We start from the raw sequence: 22,104 nt of genomic DNA, 5'->3' as shown, positions 1-22,104 counted from the left end.
CGGTCCATCTGGTTTGCGATAAAGGCAACGAACTAAATCATAAATTGCTTCCGCTGCGCTGTAAAATAATTAATCGGTCGCGGAACGATATCGCTACAGCTGGCAATTCGAGGATATTATGAACAGAGATTCTGTGAACTGGCGGGGCTACATACCCGCCATGACGACACCCTTTACCGGTACCGGAGAGCTCGATGTGCCGGCACTGCGCAAGCATGTCGACTGGCTCGTCGGGCAGGGTATGCACGGGCTAGTGGTGGCGGGCACACAGGGCGAGTGGTTCACGCTGAACCTGGAAGAAAAGGCAACGCTGCTTAGGGAGGTTGCCGCAGGCGTGAAGGGCCGGATTCCGCTGATTGCCGGTTGTAGCGGCTACACGCTGGCCGATGTGCTGATCCAGGTGGAGTTGGCCGAACGGGCGGGTTTCGACGGGATCCTGCTGACACCACCACCCTATATGGTGCCTTCCGAGGCAGATATTCTCGCTTTCTACCGTTCGGTGGATGCCGCCATCAGGCTGCCGATCTGTGTGTACAACTGGCCTCCAGGGACTCACGTCGACATGTCGCCCGGGCTGCTGGCAGAGCTGGCACAGCTGGAGCAGGTGGTAGCGATCAAGAATTCCACCCAGGATCTGCGCCGCTTCCTGGACACTTTCTTCCGTCTGCGCCGGCAGGTGCGGGTATTTGGCATCCCGATGAATGAAACCGGCGCCACCCTGGTCAAGCAGCACGATGCGGATGGCACCATGGGAGCGGGTGCGGTGCTGGGTCACGAACAGCCCGACTTCTTCAACGAGCTGTGGGCGGGCAATGAGGCGCGGGCACTGGAATACGGGGCCCGTGACTACACCATAATGCAGCGCTGGTTCAATCCGGACCTGACCGGCAGGTTCGGCTCTTCTCAAGCCATATTCAAGGAAGCCCTGAACCAGCAGGGATTGTACGGCGGTTATCCCCGGCTGCCGCTGCAGCCGCTCAATGCCGCCGGGGTGGAGCAAATCAGGGCTACACTGGCCGAACTGGGGCGACTGGAGCTGCCGCAGGAGAGTAAGATACAGGATTAGCTGTGGCGGCTTGTCGGTTGGCGAACTGGAAGAAGGAGATGAGCGGGAGTCCGATGCACAGCTGCGATGTGGCCATAGTCGGCGGCGGCCTGATTGGCTGCGCGGCGGCATTCTACCTGGCGAAGCTGGGCAAGCGGGTCATCGTGATCGAGGCGGCCTCCCTGAACGGCGGCGCCTCCGGCCGCAACGCAGGATCCCTGCATTTTCAGCTGGAGTACCGCCTGCTGGAATACCAGGAACAGCTGCAGCAGCATATTGCCCATCTGGTACCCTTCACCCGCCGTGCCATCGAGCAATGGCGCGGCCTGGAAACTCAACTGGGTGAGGACCTGGAACTGGTCATGCACGGCGGCCTGATGGTGGCCGAAACAGCGGCCCAGCTGCAACGGCTGCAGCAAAAATACGAATTCGAGACCCGCCACGGACTGGCGCTGGAACTGTTGTCGCGAAGCGAACTGCTCGCCCGCGCGCCATATCTGGATGAACGCGTCCAGGGCGCGCTGTACTGCCCCGACGAAGGCCACTGCAATCCACGCTACCTCACGCTGGCCTTTGCCCGCGCTGCCCGGCAGCTGGGAGCCATCTTTCACACCGGCACCCGGGTTCAGAGTATTCGGCGCCGGCACCATGAATGGGCTCTGCAGACCGCAGCCACCGGCGCCGGGGACATGGATCGGGCAGGACCGGCGGAATACCGTTGCGATGCCATCCTCAATGCAGCTGGCGCCTGGGCGGCGGATGTGGGCCGACTGGCGGGTGTGCATCTGCCGATTTTTCCGGTTGGTTTGTCGATGAACGTTACCGAGGAGGCGCCCCCGCTGGTAGAGCACCTGATCCAGCATGTCGGCCGGCGCCTGTCAATGAAACAGGTGCGCGAAGGCAACCTGCTCATCGGTGGTGGCTGGTCCGCACGTCTGCCGGCCCTGACAGGGAAGGGCTCGGCGACTGCACAGCCGCTGTATCGATCAGTGCGCGGCAACCTGGCCGCAGCCGCCGCGGTGGTGCCGGCCGTGCGCGAGTTGCACCTGCTGCGCACCTGGACAGGCGTCACCGGCGTAACGGCCGATCAACTGCCACTGCTGGGTGAAGTACCCCAGATACCACGGTTTTTTGTCGCTGCCGGTGGCTCCGGTTTCACCTTCGGCCCGAGTTATGCGGAACTGATCAGTCAATTGATCGCCACCGGCGACACGGCCTATCCCGTCACTCCTTTTTCTCCCGGCAGGTTCAGCCATATCAACATGTTCATGCGCGAGGCCGGTCACTAATGGCACACCGTATCCAGGCCGGTGTCGAACGCCAGCCGCCGTTGCAGATCGAGATCGACGGAGTGGCCGTCAGTGTTCATCCAGGCGAGACCGTTGCCAGCGCATTGCTGCTGCTGGGCAGGGAACACTGTTATACCACGCGCGCAGGCGAGCCCCGCAGCCTGTTTTGCAATATGGGCAGCTGCTTCGAGTGCCTGGTTAGGATCTTTACGCCGAAGCAGACAACCTCGCCACGCTGGCGCCGCGCCTGTATGACCCCGGTCAGCGAGGGCATGCGGGTGCAAACCGGCCAGTGTCTGCAGGAGACCCTGTGAAGCAGGTGGATCTTGCCATCGTCGGCGCAGGGCCAGCCGGCATGGCCGCCGCACTGACCGCTGTCGAACACGGCCTGCAAGTTGTGGTGATTGATGAACAGCAACGGGCGGGTGGCCAGATCCTGCGGCAACCACCGGTGGCGATCCGGGTCCGCGGCTGGTTGCGGGACCGCGTCTATCGGCGCCAGCAGCGGTTGCTGCAACGGGCGCAAAAGGACGACCGCATCAACTGGTGCTGGCAGACCACGGTGCTGGGCTTCCTGGACAGTGACGAGCAGGACCAGGGCGGTCACCGACTGTGGTTGCATGGGCCCGCGGGGGTTACCGTGGTGCATGCAGCGAGCGTGTTGGTTGTTACTGGTTGCCACGATCTGGCGGTGCCGTTTCCGGGCTGGAACCTGCCCGGTGTAATGGCAGCCGGGGGCCTGCAGGCCATGGTCAAGAGTCAGCAGCTGGTGCCCGGGCAGCGCTTCGTGTTTGCCGGCAGCCATCCGCTGCAACTGATCGTTGCCGACCAGATCCGCCAGGCCGGCGGGGAGGTTGCCGCCGTACTTTTTGTGCAATCCTTTGGCAGCATGCTGACGGTACTGCAGCGGCCCCTGCTGATGCTGCGCCACACAGGCAAAATGTTGCATATGGCCAGGGTCATGTGGCGATTGTGGCGGGCCGGGGTGCCAATCCGCTTTGACAGTACTGTGGTCGCGGCTCGGGGCGAGCAAAAGCTGACCGGCGTGCGCGTGGCCAGCCTGCGGCAAGGAGCGGCGGAACCCGGGGCGGAGCAGCAGGAAATTGCCTGCGACCATTTGGGTACCTGTTATTCATTTCTGGTCGCCTCAGAGCTGCCTCGACAGGCCGGAGCCGCCGCCAGCTGGTCCGCAGAGCGCGGCGGCTGGATAGTCGACGTCGATGCCTGGCAGCGTACCTCGGTGCCAGCGCTCTATGCCGCCGGTGAGACCACCGGGGTTGCCGGTGCGGAGGTGGCCCAGGAAGAGGGTGTGCTGGCGACGCTGGGGATATTGCTGGATCGGGGCATTATTGACTGCGCGCAGGCCACAGACCTGGCCCGGCCTGTCAGGCGCCGGCTGACCGGGTTGCGGGAGTTTGCAGCAGTGCTGGCCGGCATCGCGATGCCACCCTGGAGTGTGTTCGAGCAGTTGCTGGGCGATGATACGACTCTGTGCAAATGCCAGGATATCAGCGTTGGCCAGTTTCGTGAGCTGCTGCAGCAACACACCACCATTGTGACTGCCGACAGTGCCAAGTTGCGGTCCCGTGTCGGCATGGGGCTGTGCCAGGGCCGCTACTGCGGCTATTTCGTGACCCGGATTCTGGCCCGACACGGCAACACCAGCGAGACCGCTGTGGGGCCGTTCAGCGCCCGCTCACCAATAAAGCCGGTGCCCATCGCCGACATCCTGGCCAGTGAGTAGCGACCGCCGGGGAACCGCAATCACTATCGGCCGAGGCGCAGCCCGCCGTTGCGCGCATCGAACTTGACACTCGTGCCGACGGTAACTAGAATGCTGCCTTCGTGATTGAGCTGTTGCCGGGAAAGTGACGGAAGTTCAATGACTTAGCAAGCTTTTGGGGCTATAGCTCAGCTGGGAGAGCGCAACACTGGCAGTGTTGAGGTCTGCGGTTCGATCCCGCATAGCTCCACCAAACACCTAACCCCCGTACCGCAAGGTCCGGGGGTTTTTTGTGCTCCGCGGTCCGAACCGCAGACCGTGTCTGCGACGGAAGGCCGCCCCGTTCGATCCCGCATAGCTCCACCAAACACCTAACCCCCGTACCGCAAGGTCCGGGGGTTTTTTGTGCTCCGTGGTCCGAACCGCAGACCCTGTCTGCGACGGAAGGCCGCCCCGTTCGATCCCGCATAGCTCCGCAAAATCACAAGCCCGCGGTTCCAGGCGGTTGATCTTCGCCGACTGGATCGGATTATTGAATTCCCTCCGCGCTGAACACTATGCGGGACACTGCTGCTCGCGGACCTCGCATTTCAAATAATACGTTATCACTACAAATGATTGGTGGCCCATAAATGCGGATAATAGAATGCTCGCCACTATAAGGTGAAATAAGACAAACGGTTTTTCCGGCCGAGGCAGCCATCGCTGGGATGCGTGCCCAACGGAATCCATTAGGGAAGGGTCGGGGCCCCGCAGTGGATCTGCCGGGCGTCCGAAAGGAACGACAGAGGCAAAGACTCCCATGAATCAAGCTCTCCACGCCAAGCAGGCGTCCTCTTTCCAGGGCCTGGAATCCTTGGCATACATCCTTGTTGGCACGGTGGGGGTCGGGGTATTCCTGTGTATGCCGGTGATTAGTTCTGCGCTGGCGGAGAATTTTGGTTTCGACGCCAGGCAGGTAGGGGAGTTCTCGTTTGTACAGTTGGCGTTCATTTCGCTGGGCTGTCTAGCCGGGCTGTATTTTTCCCGGCGCTTCTCTATGCGCTCGGTCGCCGCCGCTTCGGTGGGGCTACTGCTCCTGATGGACCTGGTCAGTCCCCACCTGCGGGAGTACAACCTGTTTCTGGTAGCCCGGGCTGTGGCAGGGATGGCCGGAGGTGTGGCGATGGCTCTTGCCACCGGCGCTCTGGCACGTCTACCTGCAGCCGAGAAGTATTTCGGCCTGTTTTTGCTGTCCCAGATTATTTTTAGTGTAGTCGGCATCTGGCTGATGCCGCGGCTGGTGGCGAGTTTCGGAATCGCGGGAGTGTTCTATCCCTTGGCGTTGGTGGAACTGGTGGTGATCCCCCTGGCCCTTTTGTCGATGCCGGCCCGCTCCTTCGCCGAGGGACCGAGCTCCGTGGCCCGCAACAGTACCGCGGACTGGATGCTCAGCGCGGTGATGCTGGTGGCCATCCTGACCTTCTTTACCGCTGTGGGTGCGTATTGGACCTACGTCGGGATGATAGGTCGCGGTAGCGGCTTGAGCGCCGAATCAGTGGGGCTCGCGCTGAGCCTGGCCGCCGTTGGCGGTGCCCTGGGCTCGCTGGTGCCGGTGGTTGTACAGCAGCGTTTCGGTCAGATCGTCCCGCTGGCGGGAGCTGCTGCCTGCCTGCTGTTGGCGCTGGCTCTCACCAATGATCACGACAGTTTGTTTACCTTCGCCCTTTCTGCCGCGATTTTCATGTTCGGCTGGTATATCTTTCATCCCTACCAGCTGGGCGTACTAGCGGCGATCGACCGTGACGGCCGGGCGATGATGGCCAGTGCGGCGCTTACCGGCCTCGGGCTGAGCATCGGACCAGCACTGGTCTCGCGTTTCATCGACGACGACATGTCGGTTGTTTACTGGATCTCGGGTGCGGCCTTTGCTGTCGCTCTCGGGCTCATACTGGGCGCTATGGCTTTCGCGACTAGCGGTAAATCCTCGGCTGGAGCCCCCTGCATTAACAAAAAATGATGCCCCCGGAGAGCTGACTTTCGCCCCCTGTCAACTGGATGGTCTGTACTATGAAAAACGATACGCCAAAACGGTCGAACTCTATCGCTGGTCCAACGAGTAGGAGAGAGTTCCTGTCCCAGGCAGGCATGTTGACTGCTGGTGGCTTAATTGTCGGGCATTCCCCTTTGGTGCGAGCCGGCGGTTTCGACGGCCCCACTCGCAGGCTCCAGGCGAGCATCCAGGGCACGGTCATCGCCCGGGAGGCACCGGACTACGAGCTGTGGCGACAGAGCATGATCTGGCAGTACCGCAAGTTCAGGCGCTACCCGGATCTGATCGTACAGGCGGAATCCGAGGACGATGTAGTCGCGGCGATCAATTTTGCCCGCGACAACGGCATGAAGATCACCACTCGCAGCGGCGGTCATAGCTGGTCCGGTTGCTTCCTGAGGGACAGCGGTGTGCTGGTCGACCTGTCCCGGTTACAGAATATCGAGGTGGATACCTCGCGCAATGTCGCCCGGGTAGGCGCAGGGGTGCTGGGCCGGGGCCTGAACGAAGAGCTGGCGCGCCATGGTCTGGCCTTTCCCACGGCTCATTGTGGCATGGTGCCGGTCAGTGGGTATCTGCTCGGTGGCGGGCTCGGCTGGAATTCGACCGCTTGGGGCGGTATGAGTGTGTTCAACGTAGTGGGTATCGAGGCCGTAACCGTGGAGGGCGAGAAAATTTTCGCCAGCCAGAACAAGAACCCCGACCTATTCTGGGCAGCCCGAGGGGGTGGTCCCGGACTGTTCTTTACCGTCACGGCTTTTCACCTACAGTGCCATCCGCTGCCGGCGTCCATAATCACCGACAGCTACTTTTTCCACTACGCCGAGCTGGACGAGGTGGTGGCACTAATGGAGGAGGTGGGTCCTGGTATAAATCCCAATGTGGAAATGCTGACAGTGGTGGTCCCCACCATTCCGGAGCTGGCCAAACAGTGTGAGGGCAGCGAGTGCGATCGCGTGGTGGTGCTCGCCGCTACCGCCTTCGGCGAATCCGAGGCCGACAGCAAAGCCATGCTCGCGCCGATCGCCAGCCACCGGGCCGCAAGCAAGTCACTGAAGGTGATCAAGGCACGGCCGACCCCCTTCGAGGTGCTCTACCAAGACAACGAGGGACCCTTTCCCCAGCGGCGCGCGAGAGCTGACAACATCTACACCAATCGCGCCTCGGATACGGTGCCGGTCATCAGCAAATACATGAAGCAGTCGCCTTCCGACGGCAATACGCCGGTGATCCTGTGGCGCGGCGATCTCAGCTTCCCCGATGCCGCCTATTCCTCAACTGGACAGTTCTATCTCGCAGGTTACGCCCAGTGGAACCTGGCGGAGAACGATCAGCCCAACCAGCAGTGGTTGCGGAACTTCTACGACGAGATGCAGGAGTTCGCCTCGGGCCACTACATCAACGAGTTCGACCGGGAAACCCGTTCCGCTCAGACCTCGGCCTGTTTCGCGCCTGCGAACTGGGCGAAGCTGGGCAGGCTGCGTGAGCGCTATGACCCCGATGGCGTCTACCACGACTTCCTCCGTCTCTAATCAATCCGGGTATTGTTGCATGAAAAAAATAGCTGCCACTTGTATGCTGCTGCTCGCTTCCTGTCTGGCGTGGGCCGACGATGAGGCCTCCCGGGTAGAGGTCGCCAGGGAACTTTACGCGGCCTTTGGCGCAGGCGATATGCCGCGCATACTCTCGCTGTTTTCGCCCGAAGTGGAATTTATCTTCCACGGCCCGGAACACATCCTTCCCCAGGCAGGCGTATACAAGGGGCGTGAGGGCGTGCAGGACTTTTTTGTCCGGATCGCGGACAACTTCCAATTGCAGAGGGTCGAGCAGAAAGCCTTCTCCGCTTCGGGCAAGCGGGTATATGTGCCCGGCTGGGAGGAAGGGTTCAGCATTGCAACGGGAGGGTATTATCGGGCCGACTGGGTGCACATCCTGACCATTGAGGAGGGCCAGATTGTCCGTTTCGAGGAGGTCACCGATTCCGGTGAGATCGCCGAAGCCCTGGCCCCTGCAGACCCCGAGCGCGGCAAGGCCTACTACACGACCTGCCTTGCCTGTCACGGCGCCCAGGGTGAGGGCAACAGCAATATGCACGCACCGCGGCTTACCCTGCAGGAGCCTGAATACATCGTGCGACAATTGCGCCACTTTCGGCAGATGGTGCGCGGCGGAGTACAGGATTTCTACGGCTGGCAGATGAACGGCAGGGCAGCTGCGCTGCCGGGGGACCGGGCGCTGCGCGACGTGGCGGCCTATATCGACACTCTGCCGGATTCCTATCAGGCCGGAGAGTTCGATGGCGACGCCAGCTCCGGTGAGCGCATTTATCGGCAGACCTGTGCGGCCTGCCACGGCGCGCGAGCCGAGGGGCTGTCTGAGCTGCAGTCACCAGCGCTGAGGGGATTGGAGGGCGGCTATCTTCTGCTGCAACTGGAGAATTTCGCCTCGGGGCTGCGCGGGGCTCACCCCGATGATCAGGCAGGGGCGACCATGAGAGCCGCCATGGAGGTATTGGACAGCGAACAGGCCATGAAGAACGTGACCAGCTATATCGTGTCACTGACGGCAGCGGAGGTACTGTAATGCTTCGTGTCAACCGATTCGCGGCGACCTGTGCGGCGCTGTTCTTCGCCCTATTACTGTCGCGCAGCGGCGCCCTGCTGGCGACGGGCGTCAGTCAGTCCGCTCAGAAAGACTACGCAGAGGAACCGCATTCCAGCGAAGCCAGTTTTCGCAAGCTGGCGCCTCCCGACCGGCGCGCAGTGGACCTGTCCTACCAGCAACGGCTTCTGCGGGCCAACCATGACAGCGCCGACTGGTTGCTGCACGGCAGAACCTTCGAGGAGCAGCGCTACTCGTCGCTGCGGGCCATCAATCGGGACACCGTTGCCGATCTCGGCTTGGCCTGGCAGTTTGATACCGATTCCACCCGGGGGCTGGAGGCCACGCCGATCGTTCGCGATGGCGTGATGTACACCACAGGCACCTGGAGCGTGGTCTACGCCCTGGATGCCAGGACCGGCGAACTGCTGTGGTCCTACGATCCCGAGGTGCCCGGCGCCTGGGCCCGCCGGGGTTGCTGTGACGTAGTGAATCGGGGGGTAGCCCTGTGGGACGATCGGGTGCTGTCCGCCACCTTCGATGGCCGCCTGATTGCACTGGACGCGAGGACCGGCGAGCTGCTGTGGCAGACCAACACCGTGGACCGGTCACGTGCTGTCACTATCACCGGGGCGCCTCGGGTCCTCGACGGCAAGGTCCTGATAGGTAACGCCGGGGCAGAATTCAATGTACGCGGCTACGTCTCCGCCTACGACGTGGGCTCCGGTGAACTGCTGTGGCGCTTCTACACAGTGCCTGGCTCGGTGGACGGCCCCCACGAGCACCCCGAGCTGGAACTGGCCGCCAAGACCTGGAGCGAGGAGGGCGAATGGCTTGACACCGGTGGCGGTGGCACGGTGTGGGATTCCATCTCCTACGATCCAGAGCTCAATTTGGTGTACGTGGGCACTGGTAACGGCGCCCCGCACGCCCGGTTCCGGCGTAGCCCGGGCGGCGGTGACAACCTCTACCTGTCTTCCATTGTGGCATTGGACGCCGACACCGGACGCATGCGCTGGTACTACCAGACCACTCCGGGGGACAGCTGGGACTTCACCGCCACTCAACAGATGATTCTGGCGGACATGGAGATCGACGGGGATCAGCGCAAAGTCCTGATGCAGGCGCCCAAGAATGGCTTCTTCTATGTGCTGGACAGAGTCACTGGCGAACTGATCTCGGCGGAGAAACTGGTTACCATAACCTGGGCCAGCCACATCGAGAATGGGCGGCCGGTGGAGACTGACCAGGCTGACTTCAGCGAGGAGGATAAACTGATCTATCCCTCTGAGCTTGGGGGGCATAACTGGCATCCCATGTCCTACAGCCCCGAGACAGGTCTGGTCTATGTACCGGCCCTGGAGCGCGGTTGGATCTTCTCCCCGACCGACTTCTACCTCTTCGATTTCAACCCTCCGGCGCACCTGGATGAGCTGCGCCGCGGCCAACCTGACGTGGATGAGGGCGGCTACCTGAAGGCCTGGGACCCGGTGCGACAAAAAACCGTGTGGCAGGTAAAGAACAACACATTCATGAATGGCGGCACCCTCGCCACCGCTGGCGGCCTGGTTTTCCAGGGCACTGAGGATGGCTATCTGAACGCCTACAATGACGAGACAGGCGAGCGTCTCCTGCACCTCTTTCTGGGCACTGGGGTGATTGCCCCACCCATCACCTATGAGGTGGATGGGGAGCAGTATGTAGCCCTCATGGCCGGCTTTGGCGGCGCCACACTGTTCATGCTGGGGGAGGACGCCGCAGCGCGGCGCTATGTCAACGACGGACGCCTGCTGGTGTTCAAGCTCAAGGGGGATGAGGTGCCCATGCCAAAACTGGCGGAGCCGCGCTATGTGCCCTCTGCGGAGGCGGCTGAACAGACGCCGACCGGGACTGTGGACCCTGAGCGTTTGCGTCAGGGGGAACAGCTGTTCGTGCGCAACTGCGGATTCTGTCACGGCATGTACGGGTCGCGCGCAATTCTTCCCGACCTGACCAGGATGTCCCCAGGGATCAATTCTATCTTCGAGCAGATCGTGCTCGACGGGATCTTCCAGTCCCGCGGCATGGCCAGTTTCAAGGATGTGTTGAGCAAAGAAGAAGTTGAATCAATCCGACTCTATCTCTCTGAGCAATGAGGGCTTCATGAAAGGGATTTTCCCGAGGGTGGAGCGCGGCGGGTGAGCCGGGCACCCAACCGTCATCAGGGCGTGGTGCTGGCGGCACCGGTATCCATTCCCTACCAGCGTGACACCCGTCAGCCGGCCTCCTATTTCATCGGCCAGGCACTTCGAGAGGTGCTGAGGACGGCGGGGCTTGATCACAGTGACTGTGATGGCCTGATGGTTTCCTCTTTTTCGCTGGCGCCCGACACCGTGGCTTCCCTCACGGAACTCTACGAACTGTCCTGCAACTGGATAGAACAGGTCCCCTGGGCGGTGCCTCCGGCGTGGTGGGTCTGCGCCGTGCCGCACGGGCGGTGGAGGCGGGGGACGCGCGCGTCGTGGCCTGCATCGGTGGCGACACATTCCAGCCGGAGCGTTTTGCCGAATTGGTAGGCCGTTTCAGCAGCCTCAGTATCGAGGGCTCTTCGCCCTACGGGCTCGCGGGCGCCAACCTTCCTTTCGCCTTGCTGACACGGGCCTATATGGACCGCTACCGGGTCGGACGGGAGAGTTTCGGCAGACTTTGCGCGTTGCAGCGCCGCCATGCCCTGGACTTCCCCCAGGCGCTGTTAACCAAGCCACTGACGTTGCAGGAATACCTCGACGCAAGGATGGTGGCCGAGCCGCTGGGCCTGTTTGACTGCGTCATGCCCTGCGCCGGTGCCGAGGGTTTCCTGGTCATGTCCGAGTTCGATGCGAGAGAGCGCGGGCTGGACTATGTGCGTTTGAAGGCGAGTGGCGAACGCCACAACGACGCCCGAGGCCAGGTCATGCCCATGCGGTTTGGCTGGGAGCATTTTCGCGAGGCACTCTATAGCGCCTCAGGCTTTGGTCCCGAATCGGTAGATGTGCTCCAGCTGTACGACGACTACCCGGTGATGGTCTTTCTGCAACTTGAGGAGATGGGTTTCGTGGCGCCGGGCGGGGCGGCCCAGGCCATCGCGGAGGAGGGGCTGAGTGTGGCTGGGCGTCAGGTCCATCTGAATACCCAGGGCGGGCAACTCTCCGCCGGACAGGCCGGTTTTGCCGGGGGCTTCATGGGGCTCACCGAATGCATCCGCCAGTTGAGCGGCCGCGCCCTCGGCAACCAGCGCCAGGGCGTGCGCCGGGCACTTGTCTCGGGCTTCGGCATGATCAATTACGACCGTGGGCTGTGCACGGCAGCGGCGACTCTGGAGACCGTGTCGGAATGAGTGATAGCAATCCGCGGCACAGTCAGCTGGCCCGAGAAGCGCTGGGACGGGAAGCGACCCGCGTAGTGAAAGCCTGGCTGCCTGGGGAACCCGTTGAGGGTTGGTGCGTAGAGGGCTTTGCCTGCCAGCGCTGTCGCGACTGCGGGACCCGGCAGTATCCGCCGCGGGCGCTGTGCCGCGCTTGTCTCGGAGAAGCGCTGGAATGGTCTCGCGTACGCGGCAGCACCCAACTACTGGCCGCGACCCGGTTACACGTTTCAATGCATCCCTTTTTCCGGGCAGGTGCACCCTGGGCCGTGGGGCTGCTGTGTGTGGCCGACGGGCTCTGTGTCTATGCCTTTCTGGAGGATGGACCCTGCAGCCCCGGCGAGTCCCTGACGCTCTACCAGGCGGCGGATCCCGTCGGAGAGGCAGTGGTCCTGGCCCTGCGACCCGGCGAGGATACGCTGGAGCGAGCCGCTGCCCTGGCTGCCAGGCTGACTTGTAAAAAGAGTATGGTTTAGTACACTCGCTCTCCTTCCCGATATTCTCGGAACTCTGGCTTGTGCGGCAAAGCAACGCGACACCGACCAATCTTCGCAACGTCGATCTCAATCTCCTGAAAGTTTTCCAGGCGGTGCTGGCGGAGCAGAGTATCAGCCAGGCAGCGGCGATGCTCTGTGTTTCCCAGCCTGCGGTGAGCAACGCCCTGCGCCGCCTGCGGGAGCTGTACAGCGACCCGCTGTTTGTGCGCACCGCCAACGGCATGATCCCCACCGCCAGGGCTCAGGAGCTGTCGCGACCCATCAACAGGGCACTGGAGGACATTGCTCAGACCTTGGTGACGGACGAAGCGTTCCGTCCCGACACATCCCAGCGGGTCATGAATGTGGCCCTGACCGACTATGGTGAACTCTACTTCCTGCCGCGTATCGTTCGCCGGCTCGCTCGGGAGGCGCCGGGTATGGAGGTCTCTTGCCTGCCAAATCCGGGGGCGACCCTGGGTCTGGACATGCGCTCCGGGGCCGTGGATCTGGTCTGGGACTGGGTGACCATCGACGATCCGGATTTTGTGGTGGAGCCGGTATTTTGCGACGCAGGCTACTGCCTGGCGCGCAAGGGGCATCCGAAGATCGACGGCGAACTGTCCCTGGAAACCTTTCTGGAGGTAGAGCATGTCGCATTGCTGCCCACCCGTGGCCATACCCCCCGGGTGGAGCTCACCCTGGAGAAAAAAGGCCTGGCGCGCAAGGTGATCACAGAGGTATCGCACCTGGTGGTGATGCCGCAGATTGTTGCGACCACCGATCTTGTCGCCACCATGCCTGAACGCCTCGCGCGCTTCTACGCCCGCGAAATGGACCTGCAGGTACTGCCCAATCCTCTGAACTACGATGAGGTCGTCGTTTACCAGATGTGGCACCGTCACTTTGAAAACGACGATGGCCATCGCTGGTTCAGGCAACTCACTGCCAAAATCTCCAGCGAAGCATAGACATAATGGTCTGCTAAAGACAGGTCATTAGTTCCCCCATTACTCTCGCGGACCGAATTCTGTCAGCCAAAGCTACGTTGGCCCTTGTTACAGCGGGCTCGGGCTGGTCTGCGTCCACCAAGGGTCATCGCTCTGATTTTGAAATAGTGCTTTATCACTACAAATGATTGGTGGCTCATTTTTTCCCTCCCTAGAATGCGAAGGTAACAGCTCATGGTGAACAGAGAATCAGGCACGAATTACATGCAACTCTCAAACGACCTCAGTGCAATTCGAAGCGAGACACGCGATTTTCTCGAACGGACCCACGGCTTCGTGATTGGTGGTGAACTCGTTAGTCCGGGCGGCAGGGAAATATTGTCCATTCTTGACCCTTCGTCGGCGCAGGCCATCAGCCAGGTGCCCGCGGCGGAGAAAGCCGACATCGACGCCGCGGTGGCTTCCTCCCGCTCGGCTCTGGAACACAGCAGCTGGCGAGATATGAAACCCCACTCCCGGGAGCGCCTGATCCACAAGCTGGCGGATTTGTTGGAAAGAAATGCGGAATTGATCGCCGAACTTGAAGCGCTGGAGAGCGGTCGCCGGATTGGTGATGTACGGGTTTTCGACGCGGAGTTTCCGGTTCACGTATTGCGCTACATGGCTGGCTGGCCCACCAAGATCAGCGGTGAAACCCTGCCGGTATCGGCGCCCTACATGCCGGCCGAAAATCACTTCATTTGCAGTACCACCCGGGAACCACTGGGCGTGATTGCGGCGATTACCCCATGGAACGTGCCGCTGGGAATTGCCGCCTGGAAGGTGGCACCGGCCATTGCCGCGGGCTGTGCGGTAGTATTGAAGCCGGCGGAGAACACACCGCTGACGGCGCTGCTTCTGGGTGAACTGGCGCTACGGGCGGGTTTTCCACCCGGGGTAATCAACGTGGTGCCGGGAACCGGCAAGGTGGCCGGTGAGTATCTTGTGGCCCATCCCGGGGTCGACAAGGTGTCCTTCACCGGTTCCACTGCCATCGGCAAGCGCATCGGTGAAGTGGCAGGTGCCCGGCTCAAGCCGGTGACGCTGGAACTGGGGGGCAAGTCGCCCGTGGTCATCATGCCCGATGCTGACCTTGAACTGGCCATTCCCACGGCGGCGATGGCGATCTTCGCCAACCAGGGACAGAACTGCTGCGCTGGTTCGCGGCTTTATGTGCATGAGGCTGTATACCAGCAGGTTGTGGATGGCGTGGTGGATATCGCCCGCAGGATGAAGCTTGGTCCCAGTCTCGCCGAGGGCGTGGACATGTGTCCGCTGGCGTCTTCAGAACAGCAGTCGCGGGTCGCAGCTTATGTGGATGATAGTGTGGCCGAGGGGGCTGAGCTGCTCACCGGTGGCAAGTCCCCGGAACACCCGGGTTTCTATTTCGAGCCAACGGTACTGGCCGGTGTCAACAACGGGATGAAACTGGTACGCGAGGAAGTCTTCGGTCCGGTGTTGGCAGTGCAATCCTTCGGTCAGCTCTCAGAGGCCATTGAACTTGCTAATGACAGTGACTTTGGCCTCGGGGCCAGCCTGTTCACGGAGGACATCAACACTGCGCAGACTTTCTGCCGCTTTGTTCAGGCCGGTTCGGTGTGGGTGAATGTGCACAATATTCTGGATGTCGGTGTGCCCTTCGGCGGCTTCAAACAGTCCGGCCTTGGCAATGATCTGGGGCGAGACTCGGTAATCGCCCATACGCGACTGAAAGCGAACTATCTGGCGGTGAGGGATAGTCACCAATGACTGGAGGGGTAGATCAGGTGAGGCAGGGTGTTGTTGCCCGCACCCTGAAGTTCGAACAACGGACCTTGCCGCAGATCCTGCAGATACAGCGCAAGCTTGGCGACAAGCCCCTGCTGCGCTGCGGTGACTCCGAAATGAGCTATTGCGAAGCACCTGTGGAGGCGGCGCGCTATGCCGGCAAGCTGCGGGAGCTGGGTGTCGGGCCCGGAGACCGAGTACTGTGTTTCATGCATTCCCGAGTCGATGTGCTTAAACTTTGGCTCGGAATCACTTGGCTCGGTGCCATCATGGTACCCGTCAACACAGCGCTGAGAGGTGAGCAGCTGCGGCACGCGGTAACAACCGCGGACCCGCGCCTGACCGTTACCGAGAATGGGCTGCTGGGCTACCTGGTCCAGGAGGGCGCGGTCGCCGGGGAAAACAGGGTTTTCGTTATCGATGAAGCCGGTGAACACCATGCATGCTGTGAAGGACGCTTCGTGGTCGATGTCGAACCCGTCGATCCCTATCCGGTGACTCCGGGTGACACTGCTGCAATCCTCTATACCTCGGGCACTACAGGGCCCTCCAAGGGCGTGCTCTGTCCCCACGGTCAGTTTTACTGGTGGGGTGTGATGACCGGCGAGTCCCTGAGGCTATCCCCCGATGACGTGCTGTTCACAGTACTGCCTTTTTTCCACACCAATGCGTTAAACAGTTTCTGGCAGGCGCTGGTGTTCGGTGCGACGTTTACTTTCGAGTCCTCATTCTCGGCCAGCCGGTTCTGGCAGCAGGCTGAGGGGCGGGGTGCGACCGTGACTTATCTGCTTGGCGCGATGGCCCAGATTCTGCTCACCCGCGAGCCTGGTCCCAATGATATCAGTCATCGCGTTAGAATCGCGCTGTGTCCGGCCACCCCCATCGAGGCCGTGGTCGAATTCGAAAGGCGATTTGGTGTACGTCTGGTCGAGGGTTATGGCTCAACCGAAACCAATTTCGTTTGCTCCAACGTTATCGGTGAACATGTCCCGGCCAGCATGGGACGTGTGGCTGACGGATTCGAAGTGAGGGTAGTGGACGAGAACGACTGCGATAGCCTCCCGGGAGAGCCCGGAGAGCTGCTGATTCGCCATCGCGAACCATTCAGCATGGCTTCAGGTTACTTCCGCAACGCGGAGGCTACGGTAAAAGCCTGGCGCAACCTCTGGTTTCACACGGGTGACAGGGTAGTGCAGCGTAGCGATGGTGTTTTCTACTTTCTTGATCGCATCGTGGATGCCATTCGTCGCCGCGGCGAGAATATTTCCTCCTGGGAAGTGGAGACCGCTCTCAAGGCTCACCCAATCGTAGAGGAGGCCGCGGTAGTGGGGGTGCCTTCAGACCTCGGTTCGGAACAGGACGTGATGGCCTTCATAGTGTTGCGGGAGGGCGTCGAAGCCGCCCCTGAAGAGATTGTACGCTTCCTTGAGAGCCGCCTGGCGTATTTTGCCATCCCCAGATACTGGGATTTTGTCGGTGAGTTGCCCATGACGGCCAACAACAAGGTCAGAAAGCACGTCCTGCGCGATAGGGGTGTTACCGCGTCCACCTGGGATATTGAACAGTCCGGCATTCGTCTTTCGCGAGGCGGAAAATCAGCCTGACTGGCCGCGCCCAGAGGGTGCGCAGCAGACACCATGCCGCTGCCGTGGGGAGGCAAACTCCGCAGGGGACTTTTACGAGAGGATGGGGACGTTCCCGACGGGTCAATTCGTACCACGAAGAGTTAGAAAAATAACAATGTCAGTGAAAAGTGTCAGCACGCGAACGTTGAATAATTGGATGAGAAATGACATGTGCAGCTTGGGAGCAATGATTATGGTTGGCAACAAAATGAAGAGCGTAGACCTTCGAGTGATCACTGTGGGGGTCGCCCTGGCGCTCGCCCAACAGGTTCATGGGCAAGCTCTGGAAGAGGTCACGGTGACCGCCCAGAAACGGGAGCAGAGCCTGCAGGATGTGGGAATATCCGTCTCTGCCCTGTCCTCCGACCGAATCACGGAATACGGACTGAGCAGTGCGATCGATCTTATCAACAAGGTTCCCAGCTTGGACAATTATTCTCCCTATGGGCCCGGTTCGAGCGCCAACATCACCATCCGTGGCATTGGTCTCAACGATTTTGGTGAGGGCCATGAGGCTCCGGTGACCGCCTATGTTGACGAGTTCTACCTGGTGCCGGTACCGGCAGTGGACTTTTCACTGTACGACCTCGATCGGGTTGAGGTGCTGCGCGGCCCCCAGGGCACTCTGTTCGGACGTAACTCCACCGGTGGCCTGGTGCATTTCGTGACCAAACGGCCTACACGGGAAACCTCCGGCTTTCTCTCGTTGGGCGTTGCCGAGTACGGTGAATTCAAGGGCGAGGGCGCGATCAGCGGTGCCCTGAGCGAGACGGTTTCCGGCCGGCTATCCTTTCTGTCCCATCACAGTGACGGTTACATCGACAACCGCAATCCCGATATCGACGATGGCGGCCAGGCGGGCACCAATGCCGTGCGGGCTCAGTTGCTGTTCGAGCCCAGCGAGGATCTGAGTATCTGGGTGAAGGCCTCCCACGCTGATATCTCCAAGATTCACACCCACTATGAACAGCAACCGATGGTGGTGGATCCGGCTACGGGATTGTACTCTTCCAACCCAGGTGGCACGGATGGCGCCGGTTACAACCAGAACAACTTCAATGCTGGAGATAGGAACGCCACTTTCACCAGCGTGCCGAACGAGATGGAACAGTCCGGCTCCCACTTGCTGGTCAAGATAGACAAATATTTTGATGGTTTCTCTCTGACTTCCACCACTGGGTATATGGACATGGAGCGGGAGCTGAGCGAGGACTGTGACGCCAGCCCCAACGACATCTGCAGTTCGAACTTCCCCTATGAAACCGACTGGCTGACCCAGGAGTTTCGCTTCAGCGGGGAGGGCGGCTCCCTGACCTGGACAGCCGGTCTTTACTACCTCTACCAGGACGCCAAGAATTCCCCCAGCGCCACCTTCAATGTGCCGGTCAGCGGCCCAGCGGCCGTAGACCCGGACACGAGGCTTTACAACGGCGACTTTCTCCCGATTTCGCTGGCGGCCAACTGGGAGCAGGAGACCACCAGCTACTCAGTCTTCGGCCAGATCGAATACGATCTGAGCAGTTCCCTGACCCTGATTGCAGGCGCTCGTTATGGCCGCGATGAAAAGGAATTTACCGACCGGGACAACGCCACCCTGCGTTCCTGTCCGGGGTTCGCTCTGCCTACCAACTGCTTCCTTGCGCCGCAGGGAACCGGCAGCGCCAATCCCTACTCCGGAGACTATGCCGAGAACCTGCTGTCCTGGAAGCTGGGCCTGGACTACCGCCTGCAGGATGACGTACTGCTCTACCTCTCTGTTTCCCAGGGCAGCAAGGCCGGTGGCTTCAACAATGGCTTTTACTCGTCGGCGGCGGCTGCCGACCAGAGCCTGATCCCCTATGAGGATGAAACCAACCTCGCCTACGAAGTCGGGGTGAAATCATCCTGGCTAGACAACCGGGTGAGAACCAATGTCGCCGCCTTCTACTATGACTACACCGATTTCCAGACTTTCCAGTGGCAGGGTGTGGGCGGCCTGATCGCCAACAACGACGCGAGCGCCTCGGGGGCCGAAGTCGAATTCGAGGCCTATCTCACCCAGTCGCTGGACGCGCAGTTGGGTCTATCCTATCTCGACACTACCATCGAGGATCTGGAAGGTCCCGCGACCGGCTATGTGGCTGACCGGGAAATGGCCAGTGCGCCGGGTGTTACCGCCAATGGTTCACTGGGCTATTCCATGGTGCTCAGGAACGGCATCGACGCCAAACTGCTGTGGGACTGGAACTATGTCTCCGAGCGCTACACCAACAACTTCAATGACCCCACTTCCGAGATGGAGTCCTACTTCAAGCACAATCTCAGCCTGGTACTGAACTGGGGCGAGCGCTGGACTGCCACCGCCTACGTGCGCAACCTTTCAGACAAGCAGAACGAGAACAAGGTCTTTGTGTTTTCCGACCTGGGGTACCGGCAGGTCATCCACGCCCAGCCGCGCACTGTGGGTGCCTCACTGCGCTACGAGTTCTGATATAGCCTGCCCTGATTGGACAGGAAAGCACCACGACGCCCTCGGACCTTAGGTCCGGGGGCTTTTATGGGTTCTACCCCGCTTCATCGTGCATGATGTCTTGGCTCTCAATACAGGCAATGACCCGGTAAATGATGCCCGGGACTTTGCCCATGGCCTGCGGGTGGGCGGCGAAGAGGTAGCGCAGGGGAAAGGGGACGCTCAGCACCCACCGGCGCGTGGAACCTCGGGAAAGACCTCATCGGCCAACAGGGCCGCGGTCTCGGCTATTCTGCGGGCGCCACAGCTGGGGCAGAGTCCTCGTTTCTTGCAGGAGAATGCTTCCAGCCGCTCGAAGTGGCATTTGTCGCAGCGCACCCGCAGGAATCCGTGTTCCAGACCGCCACACTTGAGACAGGCCTCGAATTCCCGATGGATGTGCTCGGGCAGGCACTTGCCCTGCTGCCCGACCTGATGGTCGGGAAGGAGTTGGCCGAGGATCATTTTATCGCGATTCCGACCGATAGTCCGACCCTCAACAGCACCCAGATAAGCCTGGTCACCCGCACCGGTCGCCAGCCGCCCATCGCCGCATTCAAGTTCATGCAGTATATTGAAGACTACTTTCGCAATCTGGCCCCCGGGGTCTGAGCAGCACAGTGGACGGTCTACAAATTCCAGTCGTTGCGCACTACGGTGCCGCCCTTCATTACCAGCCCGATAGTACGCAATGCGGAAATATCCGCGACGGGGTCTGAATCCAGCAACAACAGGTCAGCGTACTTGCCTTCACTGATGGTGCCGACTTCCTCCGCCACACCCAGCATCCGCGCGGTCTCGACGGTCGCGGAACGCAGTGCCTGCCGGGGAGTCATGCCGGCATCGACATAGAGCTCGATCTCGCGCACCGAGGCTACCGTGCCCTCGTTGGGTTCAAAGGGGAATTGATCGCTGCCCATCGCGATATTGACGCCCTCGTCGATGGCGGTTTGCAGGGCTGTCCAGTGAACCTTGCCCACCGAGGCAGCGCGGTCGAGATACCACTGCGGCGAGCCGATTTTCCTGAAGAATTCCATCGCCCCCGCCTGGCTGACCACAATGGTCGGTACGTACCAGGCGCCCGCGCGTTTCATCTTGCGGAAGACTTCCTGGTTGAGGTAGTAGCCGTGCTCGAAGCAGTCCACACCCGCCTCGAGCGCTTCCAGCGTCGCTTCCGGCGAGCCAGAGTGGGCGGTGACCTTGAATCCCGCGCGGTGGGCAATGTCCACGGCCGCGCGCATCTCCTCGAGTGTCATGTCGGAGGCGGCGATGGAACCCGCCGGTGAAGCGATGCCCTTGCTGATCATCAGCTTGAGCCAGGTGGCACCGGCACGCAGTTGTTCGCGAGCCTTGCGGGTTACGTCATCGGGACCATCGACCCCCACTTCACCATGACTGGTTCCATGGCCGCCGGTAGGCGCCAGCGGCACCCCTGCGGCGTGGATCCTCGGACCAGGAATCTCGCCGCGGCGGATAGCCTTGTCCACCGCGAAAATCCCCAGGCTGCGGTCACCGGGAGCACGTATCGTGGTAGTACCGGACAACAAACTGAGCTTGGCATTCTCGGCCATGCGCAGCGCCAGCTCCGCTTCGGATTCATTTTGCAGTGCCACGGATGCAGCGCCGGGCAATTTGAGGCCAAGGTGCACGTGCATGTTCATCAGGCCGGGCACAATCCACTTGCCGCTGGCATCAATGATCGTCGCGTCAGCGGGTATGGAGACATCGTCGCGGCTGCCCACCGCAGTGATACGATCTCCCTCCACCAGTACCACTGCGTTTTCCAGCGGAGCCCCGCTTTCGAGGTTAACCACTGAACCTCCGACCAGTGCGGTGAGCTGCGCACTGGCGGGAGAGGATAAACCTGACAGAGCCAAGCTACTGGCGATCAATAGCTGTTTCAATTTTCTCTGCATCGTCATACGTAATTCCTCATTTGTCGACCTTGAGTACCCGGCCTCCCGGCAGGCGCAGCGACTTGCCGTCGAAGTGTGCGGTGATCACGGCGCTACGTGCGCTAACGGTCTCTTTACCATCGGTTTCGACCCAGCGGATGACATCAATGAAGTAGCGCTCGCCTGCCTGATGGTAGCGCCCGTACCCAGTGACCGCATAGGAATCATCACCACTGACCACGATGAAGTGGTCGTCCACCAGCGCCATCATGCCATCTTCCAGCGCTACGATTGTCGCATCGCTGGCGTCACCGATCCGGCGCAAGGTCTGGACGGTGCCGCTACCAAAGACCAGCGTGAGACCGTCATCAACACGAGTGACGTCGAGATCGTGCTCGGTTACACCATGCGACGATAAAGGGTCCGCGGGCGACAGGCTGAGGGTCTGCTCGGCCACCAGGTGAACACCGCCCTCAATTGCGGAGTAGGGACCCGAGTGCGCCATCGCGCCCTGCTTGAAGTAGGGCTCGCCGTTGAAAACAGCCTGCTGGATGAAAGCACCATCCCGGAACAGGAAGATGCCAGTCAGGGGCATGGACTGCCCGCCGGAGGACGTCAAGCCGGTATAAGCCCAGAGGCCTTCTACCTGCTTCAGCGACGTTTCCGCCTGCGACACCAGGGGCAGCACCAGCATCGCCACAAGGAAGCAGGCAATGCCATAAGTGGTGCGGATGGGTGTAGTTGGTGCTCTATTCATTGCTGTTCTCCATTTTTGGTTTGCAGGCAGTCGAT

At 61.0% G+C, this 22,104-nt stretch carries 17 protein-coding genes, 1 tRNA gene and 1 pseudogene; 16 read left to right on the top strand and 3 right to left on the bottom strand.

Annotated features, from left to right (window positions below; genetic code table 11):
• Positions 1-118 precede the first annotated feature (118 nt).
• From G3T16_RS00690 to G3T16_RS00620, 15 genes are all read left to right on the top strand, one after another.
• Positions 119-1,066, top strand: coding sequence for a dihydrodipicolinate synthase family protein (locus tag G3T16_RS00690; protein ID WP_163493400.1), 948 nt, complete (start codon positions 119-121; stop codon positions 1,064-1,066).
• A 38-nt stretch (positions 1,067-1,104) separates the two neighbouring features.
• The gene (locus tag G3T16_RS00685) at positions 1,105-2,334 is read left to right on the top strand and encodes an NAD(P)/FAD-dependent oxidoreductase (protein WP_197911807.1); all 1,230 of its coding nucleotides are present in this window, start codon (positions 1,105-1,107) and stop codon (positions 2,332-2,334) included.
• Entirely contained in the window at positions 2,334-2,648 is a 315-nt protein-coding gene (locus G3T16_RS00680; protein ID WP_163493399.1) for a (2Fe-2S)-binding protein, read from the top strand. The genes G3T16_RS00685 and G3T16_RS00680 overlap by 1 nt, the downstream gene beginning before the upstream one ends.
• Entirely contained in the window at positions 2,645-4,078 is a 1,434-nt protein-coding gene (locus tag G3T16_RS00675) for an FAD-dependent oxidoreductase (protein ID WP_163493398.1), read from the top strand. Before G3T16_RS00680 ends, G3T16_RS00675 begins: the two co-directional genes overlap by 4 nt.
• A gap of 156 nt (positions 4,079-4,234) precedes the next feature.
• Positions 4,235-4,310, top strand: a tRNA-Ala gene (locus G3T16_RS00670).
• A 549-nt stretch (positions 4,311-4,859) separates the two neighbouring features.
• A complete protein-coding gene (locus tag G3T16_RS00665; protein WP_163493397.1) occupies positions 4,860-6,056 on the top strand; it encodes an MFS transporter in 1,197 nt (398 codons plus the stop codon).
• 170 nt (positions 6,057-6,226) lie between these two features.
• Positions 6,227-7,621, top strand: coding sequence for an FAD-binding oxidoreductase (locus tag G3T16_RS00660; RefSeq protein ID WP_232059418.1), 1,395 nt, complete (start codon positions 6,227-6,229; stop codon positions 7,619-7,621).
• A 19-nt stretch (positions 7,622-7,640) separates the two neighbouring features.
• Positions 7,641-8,672 carry a c-type cytochrome gene (locus tag G3T16_RS00655; RefSeq protein ID WP_163493395.1) on the top strand — a complete coding sequence of 344 codons (1,032 nt, stop codon included), beginning with the start codon at positions 7,641-7,643 and terminating at the stop codon, positions 8,670-8,672.
• Positions 8,672-10,825: a PQQ-dependent dehydrogenase, methanol/ethanol family gene (locus G3T16_RS00650; protein ID WP_163493394.1), complete on the top strand. Its 2,154-nt coding sequence runs from the start codon at positions 8,672-8,674 to the stop codon at positions 10,823-10,825. Before G3T16_RS00655 ends, G3T16_RS00650 begins: the two co-directional genes overlap by 1 nt.
• Positions 10,826-11,136: 311 nt before the next feature.
• Positions 11,137-12,045, top strand: coding sequence for a thiolase family protein (locus G3T16_RS00645; protein WP_197911806.1), 909 nt, complete (start codon positions 11,137-11,139; stop codon positions 12,043-12,045).
• Entirely contained in the window at positions 12,042-12,548 is a 507-nt protein-coding gene (locus G3T16_RS00640) for a Zn-ribbon domain-containing OB-fold protein (RefSeq protein ID WP_163493393.1), read from the top strand. Before G3T16_RS00645 ends, G3T16_RS00640 begins: the two co-directional genes overlap by 4 nt.
• Before the next feature lie 41 nt (positions 12,549-12,589).
• Positions 12,590-13,519: a LysR substrate-binding domain-containing protein gene (locus G3T16_RS00635; RefSeq protein WP_163493392.1), complete on the top strand. Its 930-nt coding sequence runs from the start codon at positions 12,590-12,592 to the stop codon at positions 13,517-13,519.
• Between the two features lie 243 nt (positions 13,520-13,762).
• A complete protein-coding gene (locus G3T16_RS00630; protein ID WP_163493391.1) occupies positions 13,763-15,286 on the top strand; it encodes an aldehyde dehydrogenase family protein in 1,524 nt (507 codons plus the stop codon).
• Positions 15,283-16,908: an AMP-binding protein gene (locus G3T16_RS00625; protein WP_163493390.1), complete on the top strand. Its 1,626-nt coding sequence runs from the start codon at positions 15,283-15,285 to the stop codon at positions 16,906-16,908. The genes G3T16_RS00630 and G3T16_RS00625 overlap by 4 nt, the downstream gene beginning before the upstream one ends.
• A gap of 214 nt (positions 16,909-17,122) precedes the next feature.
• The gene (locus G3T16_RS00620) at positions 17,123-19,399 is read left to right on the top strand and encodes a TonB-dependent receptor (RefSeq protein ID WP_163493389.1); all 2,277 of its coding nucleotides are present in this window, start codon (positions 17,123-17,125) and stop codon (positions 19,397-19,399) included.
• A gap of 115 nt (positions 19,400-19,514) precedes the next feature.
• Here G3T16_RS00620 and G3T16_RS00615 read toward each other — a convergent pair.
• Positions 19,515-19,828 (bottom strand): annotated as a pseudogene (locus G3T16_RS00615) (transposase zinc-binding domain-containing protein); the annotation flags it as partial.
• Here G3T16_RS00615 and G3T16_RS21460 point away from each other — a divergent pair.
• Entirely contained in the window at positions 19,736-20,029 is a 294-nt protein-coding gene (locus G3T16_RS21460; protein ID WP_232059439.1) for a LysR substrate-binding domain-containing protein, read from the top strand. The pseudogene G3T16_RS00615 and the gene G3T16_RS21460 overlap by 93 nt on opposite strands.
• 17 nt (positions 20,030-20,046) lie before the next feature.
• Here G3T16_RS21460 and G3T16_RS00605 read toward each other — a convergent pair whose 3' ends face one another.
• A complete protein-coding gene (locus G3T16_RS00605; protein WP_232059201.1) occupies positions 20,047-21,231 on the bottom strand; it encodes an amidohydrolase family protein in 1,185 nt (394 codons plus the stop codon).
• A gap of 118 nt (positions 21,232-21,349) precedes the next feature.
• Entirely contained in the window at positions 21,350-22,069 is a 720-nt protein-coding gene (locus G3T16_RS00600) for a hypothetical protein (RefSeq protein WP_163493387.1), read from the bottom strand.
• Positions 22,070-22,104: the final 35 nt, after the last annotated feature.

The sequence above is a fragment of the Kineobactrum salinum genome (assembly GCF_010669285.1).
Lineage (GTDB): Bacteria > Pseudomonadota > Gammaproteobacteria > Pseudomonadales > Halieaceae > Kineobactrum > Kineobactrum salinum.
This window is presented reverse-complemented; position numbering and strand designations above follow the sequence as displayed.

Excerpts from the sequence above, each read along its gene's own strand:
- G3T16_RS00690 (WP_163493400.1), top strand. The coding sequence starts at position 119 with ATGAACAGAGATTCTGTGAACTGGCGGGGCTACATACCCGCCATGACG.
- G3T16_RS00685 (WP_197911807.1), top strand. The coding sequence starts at position 1,105 with ATGAGCGGGAGTCCGATGCACAGCTGCGATGTGGCCATAGTCGGCGGC.
- G3T16_RS00680 (WP_163493399.1), top strand. The coding sequence starts at position 2,334 with ATGGCACACCGTATCCAGGCCGGTGTCGAACGCCAGCCGCCGTTGCAG.
- G3T16_RS00665 (WP_163493397.1), top strand. The coding sequence starts at position 4,860 with ATGAATCAAGCTCTCCACGCCAAGCAGGCGTCCTCTTTCCAGGGCCTG.
- G3T16_RS00655 (WP_163493395.1), top strand. The coding sequence starts at position 7,641 with ATGAAAAAAATAGCTGCCACTTGTATGCTGCTGCTCGCTTCCTGTCTG.
- G3T16_RS00650 (WP_163493394.1), top strand. The coding sequence starts at position 8,672 with ATGCTTCGTGTCAACCGATTCGCGGCGACCTGTGCGGCGCTGTTCTTC.
- G3T16_RS00640 (WP_163493393.1), top strand. The coding sequence starts at position 12,042 with ATGAGTGATAGCAATCCGCGGCACAGTCAGCTGGCCCGAGAAGCGCTG.
- G3T16_RS00630 (WP_163493391.1), top strand. The coding sequence starts at position 13,763 with ATGCAACTCTCAAACGACCTCAGTGCAATTCGAAGCGAGACACGCGAT.
- G3T16_RS00625 (WP_163493390.1), top strand. The coding sequence starts at position 15,283 with ATGACTGGAGGGGTAGATCAGGTGAGGCAGGGTGTTGTTGCCCGCACC.
- G3T16_RS00620 (WP_163493389.1), top strand. The coding sequence starts at position 17,123 with ATGGTTGGCAACAAAATGAAGAGCGTAGACCTTCGAGTGATCACTGTG.
- G3T16_RS00600 (WP_163493387.1), bottom strand. The coding sequence starts at position 22,069 with ATGAATAGAGCACCAACTACACCCATCCGCACCACTTATGGCATTGCC.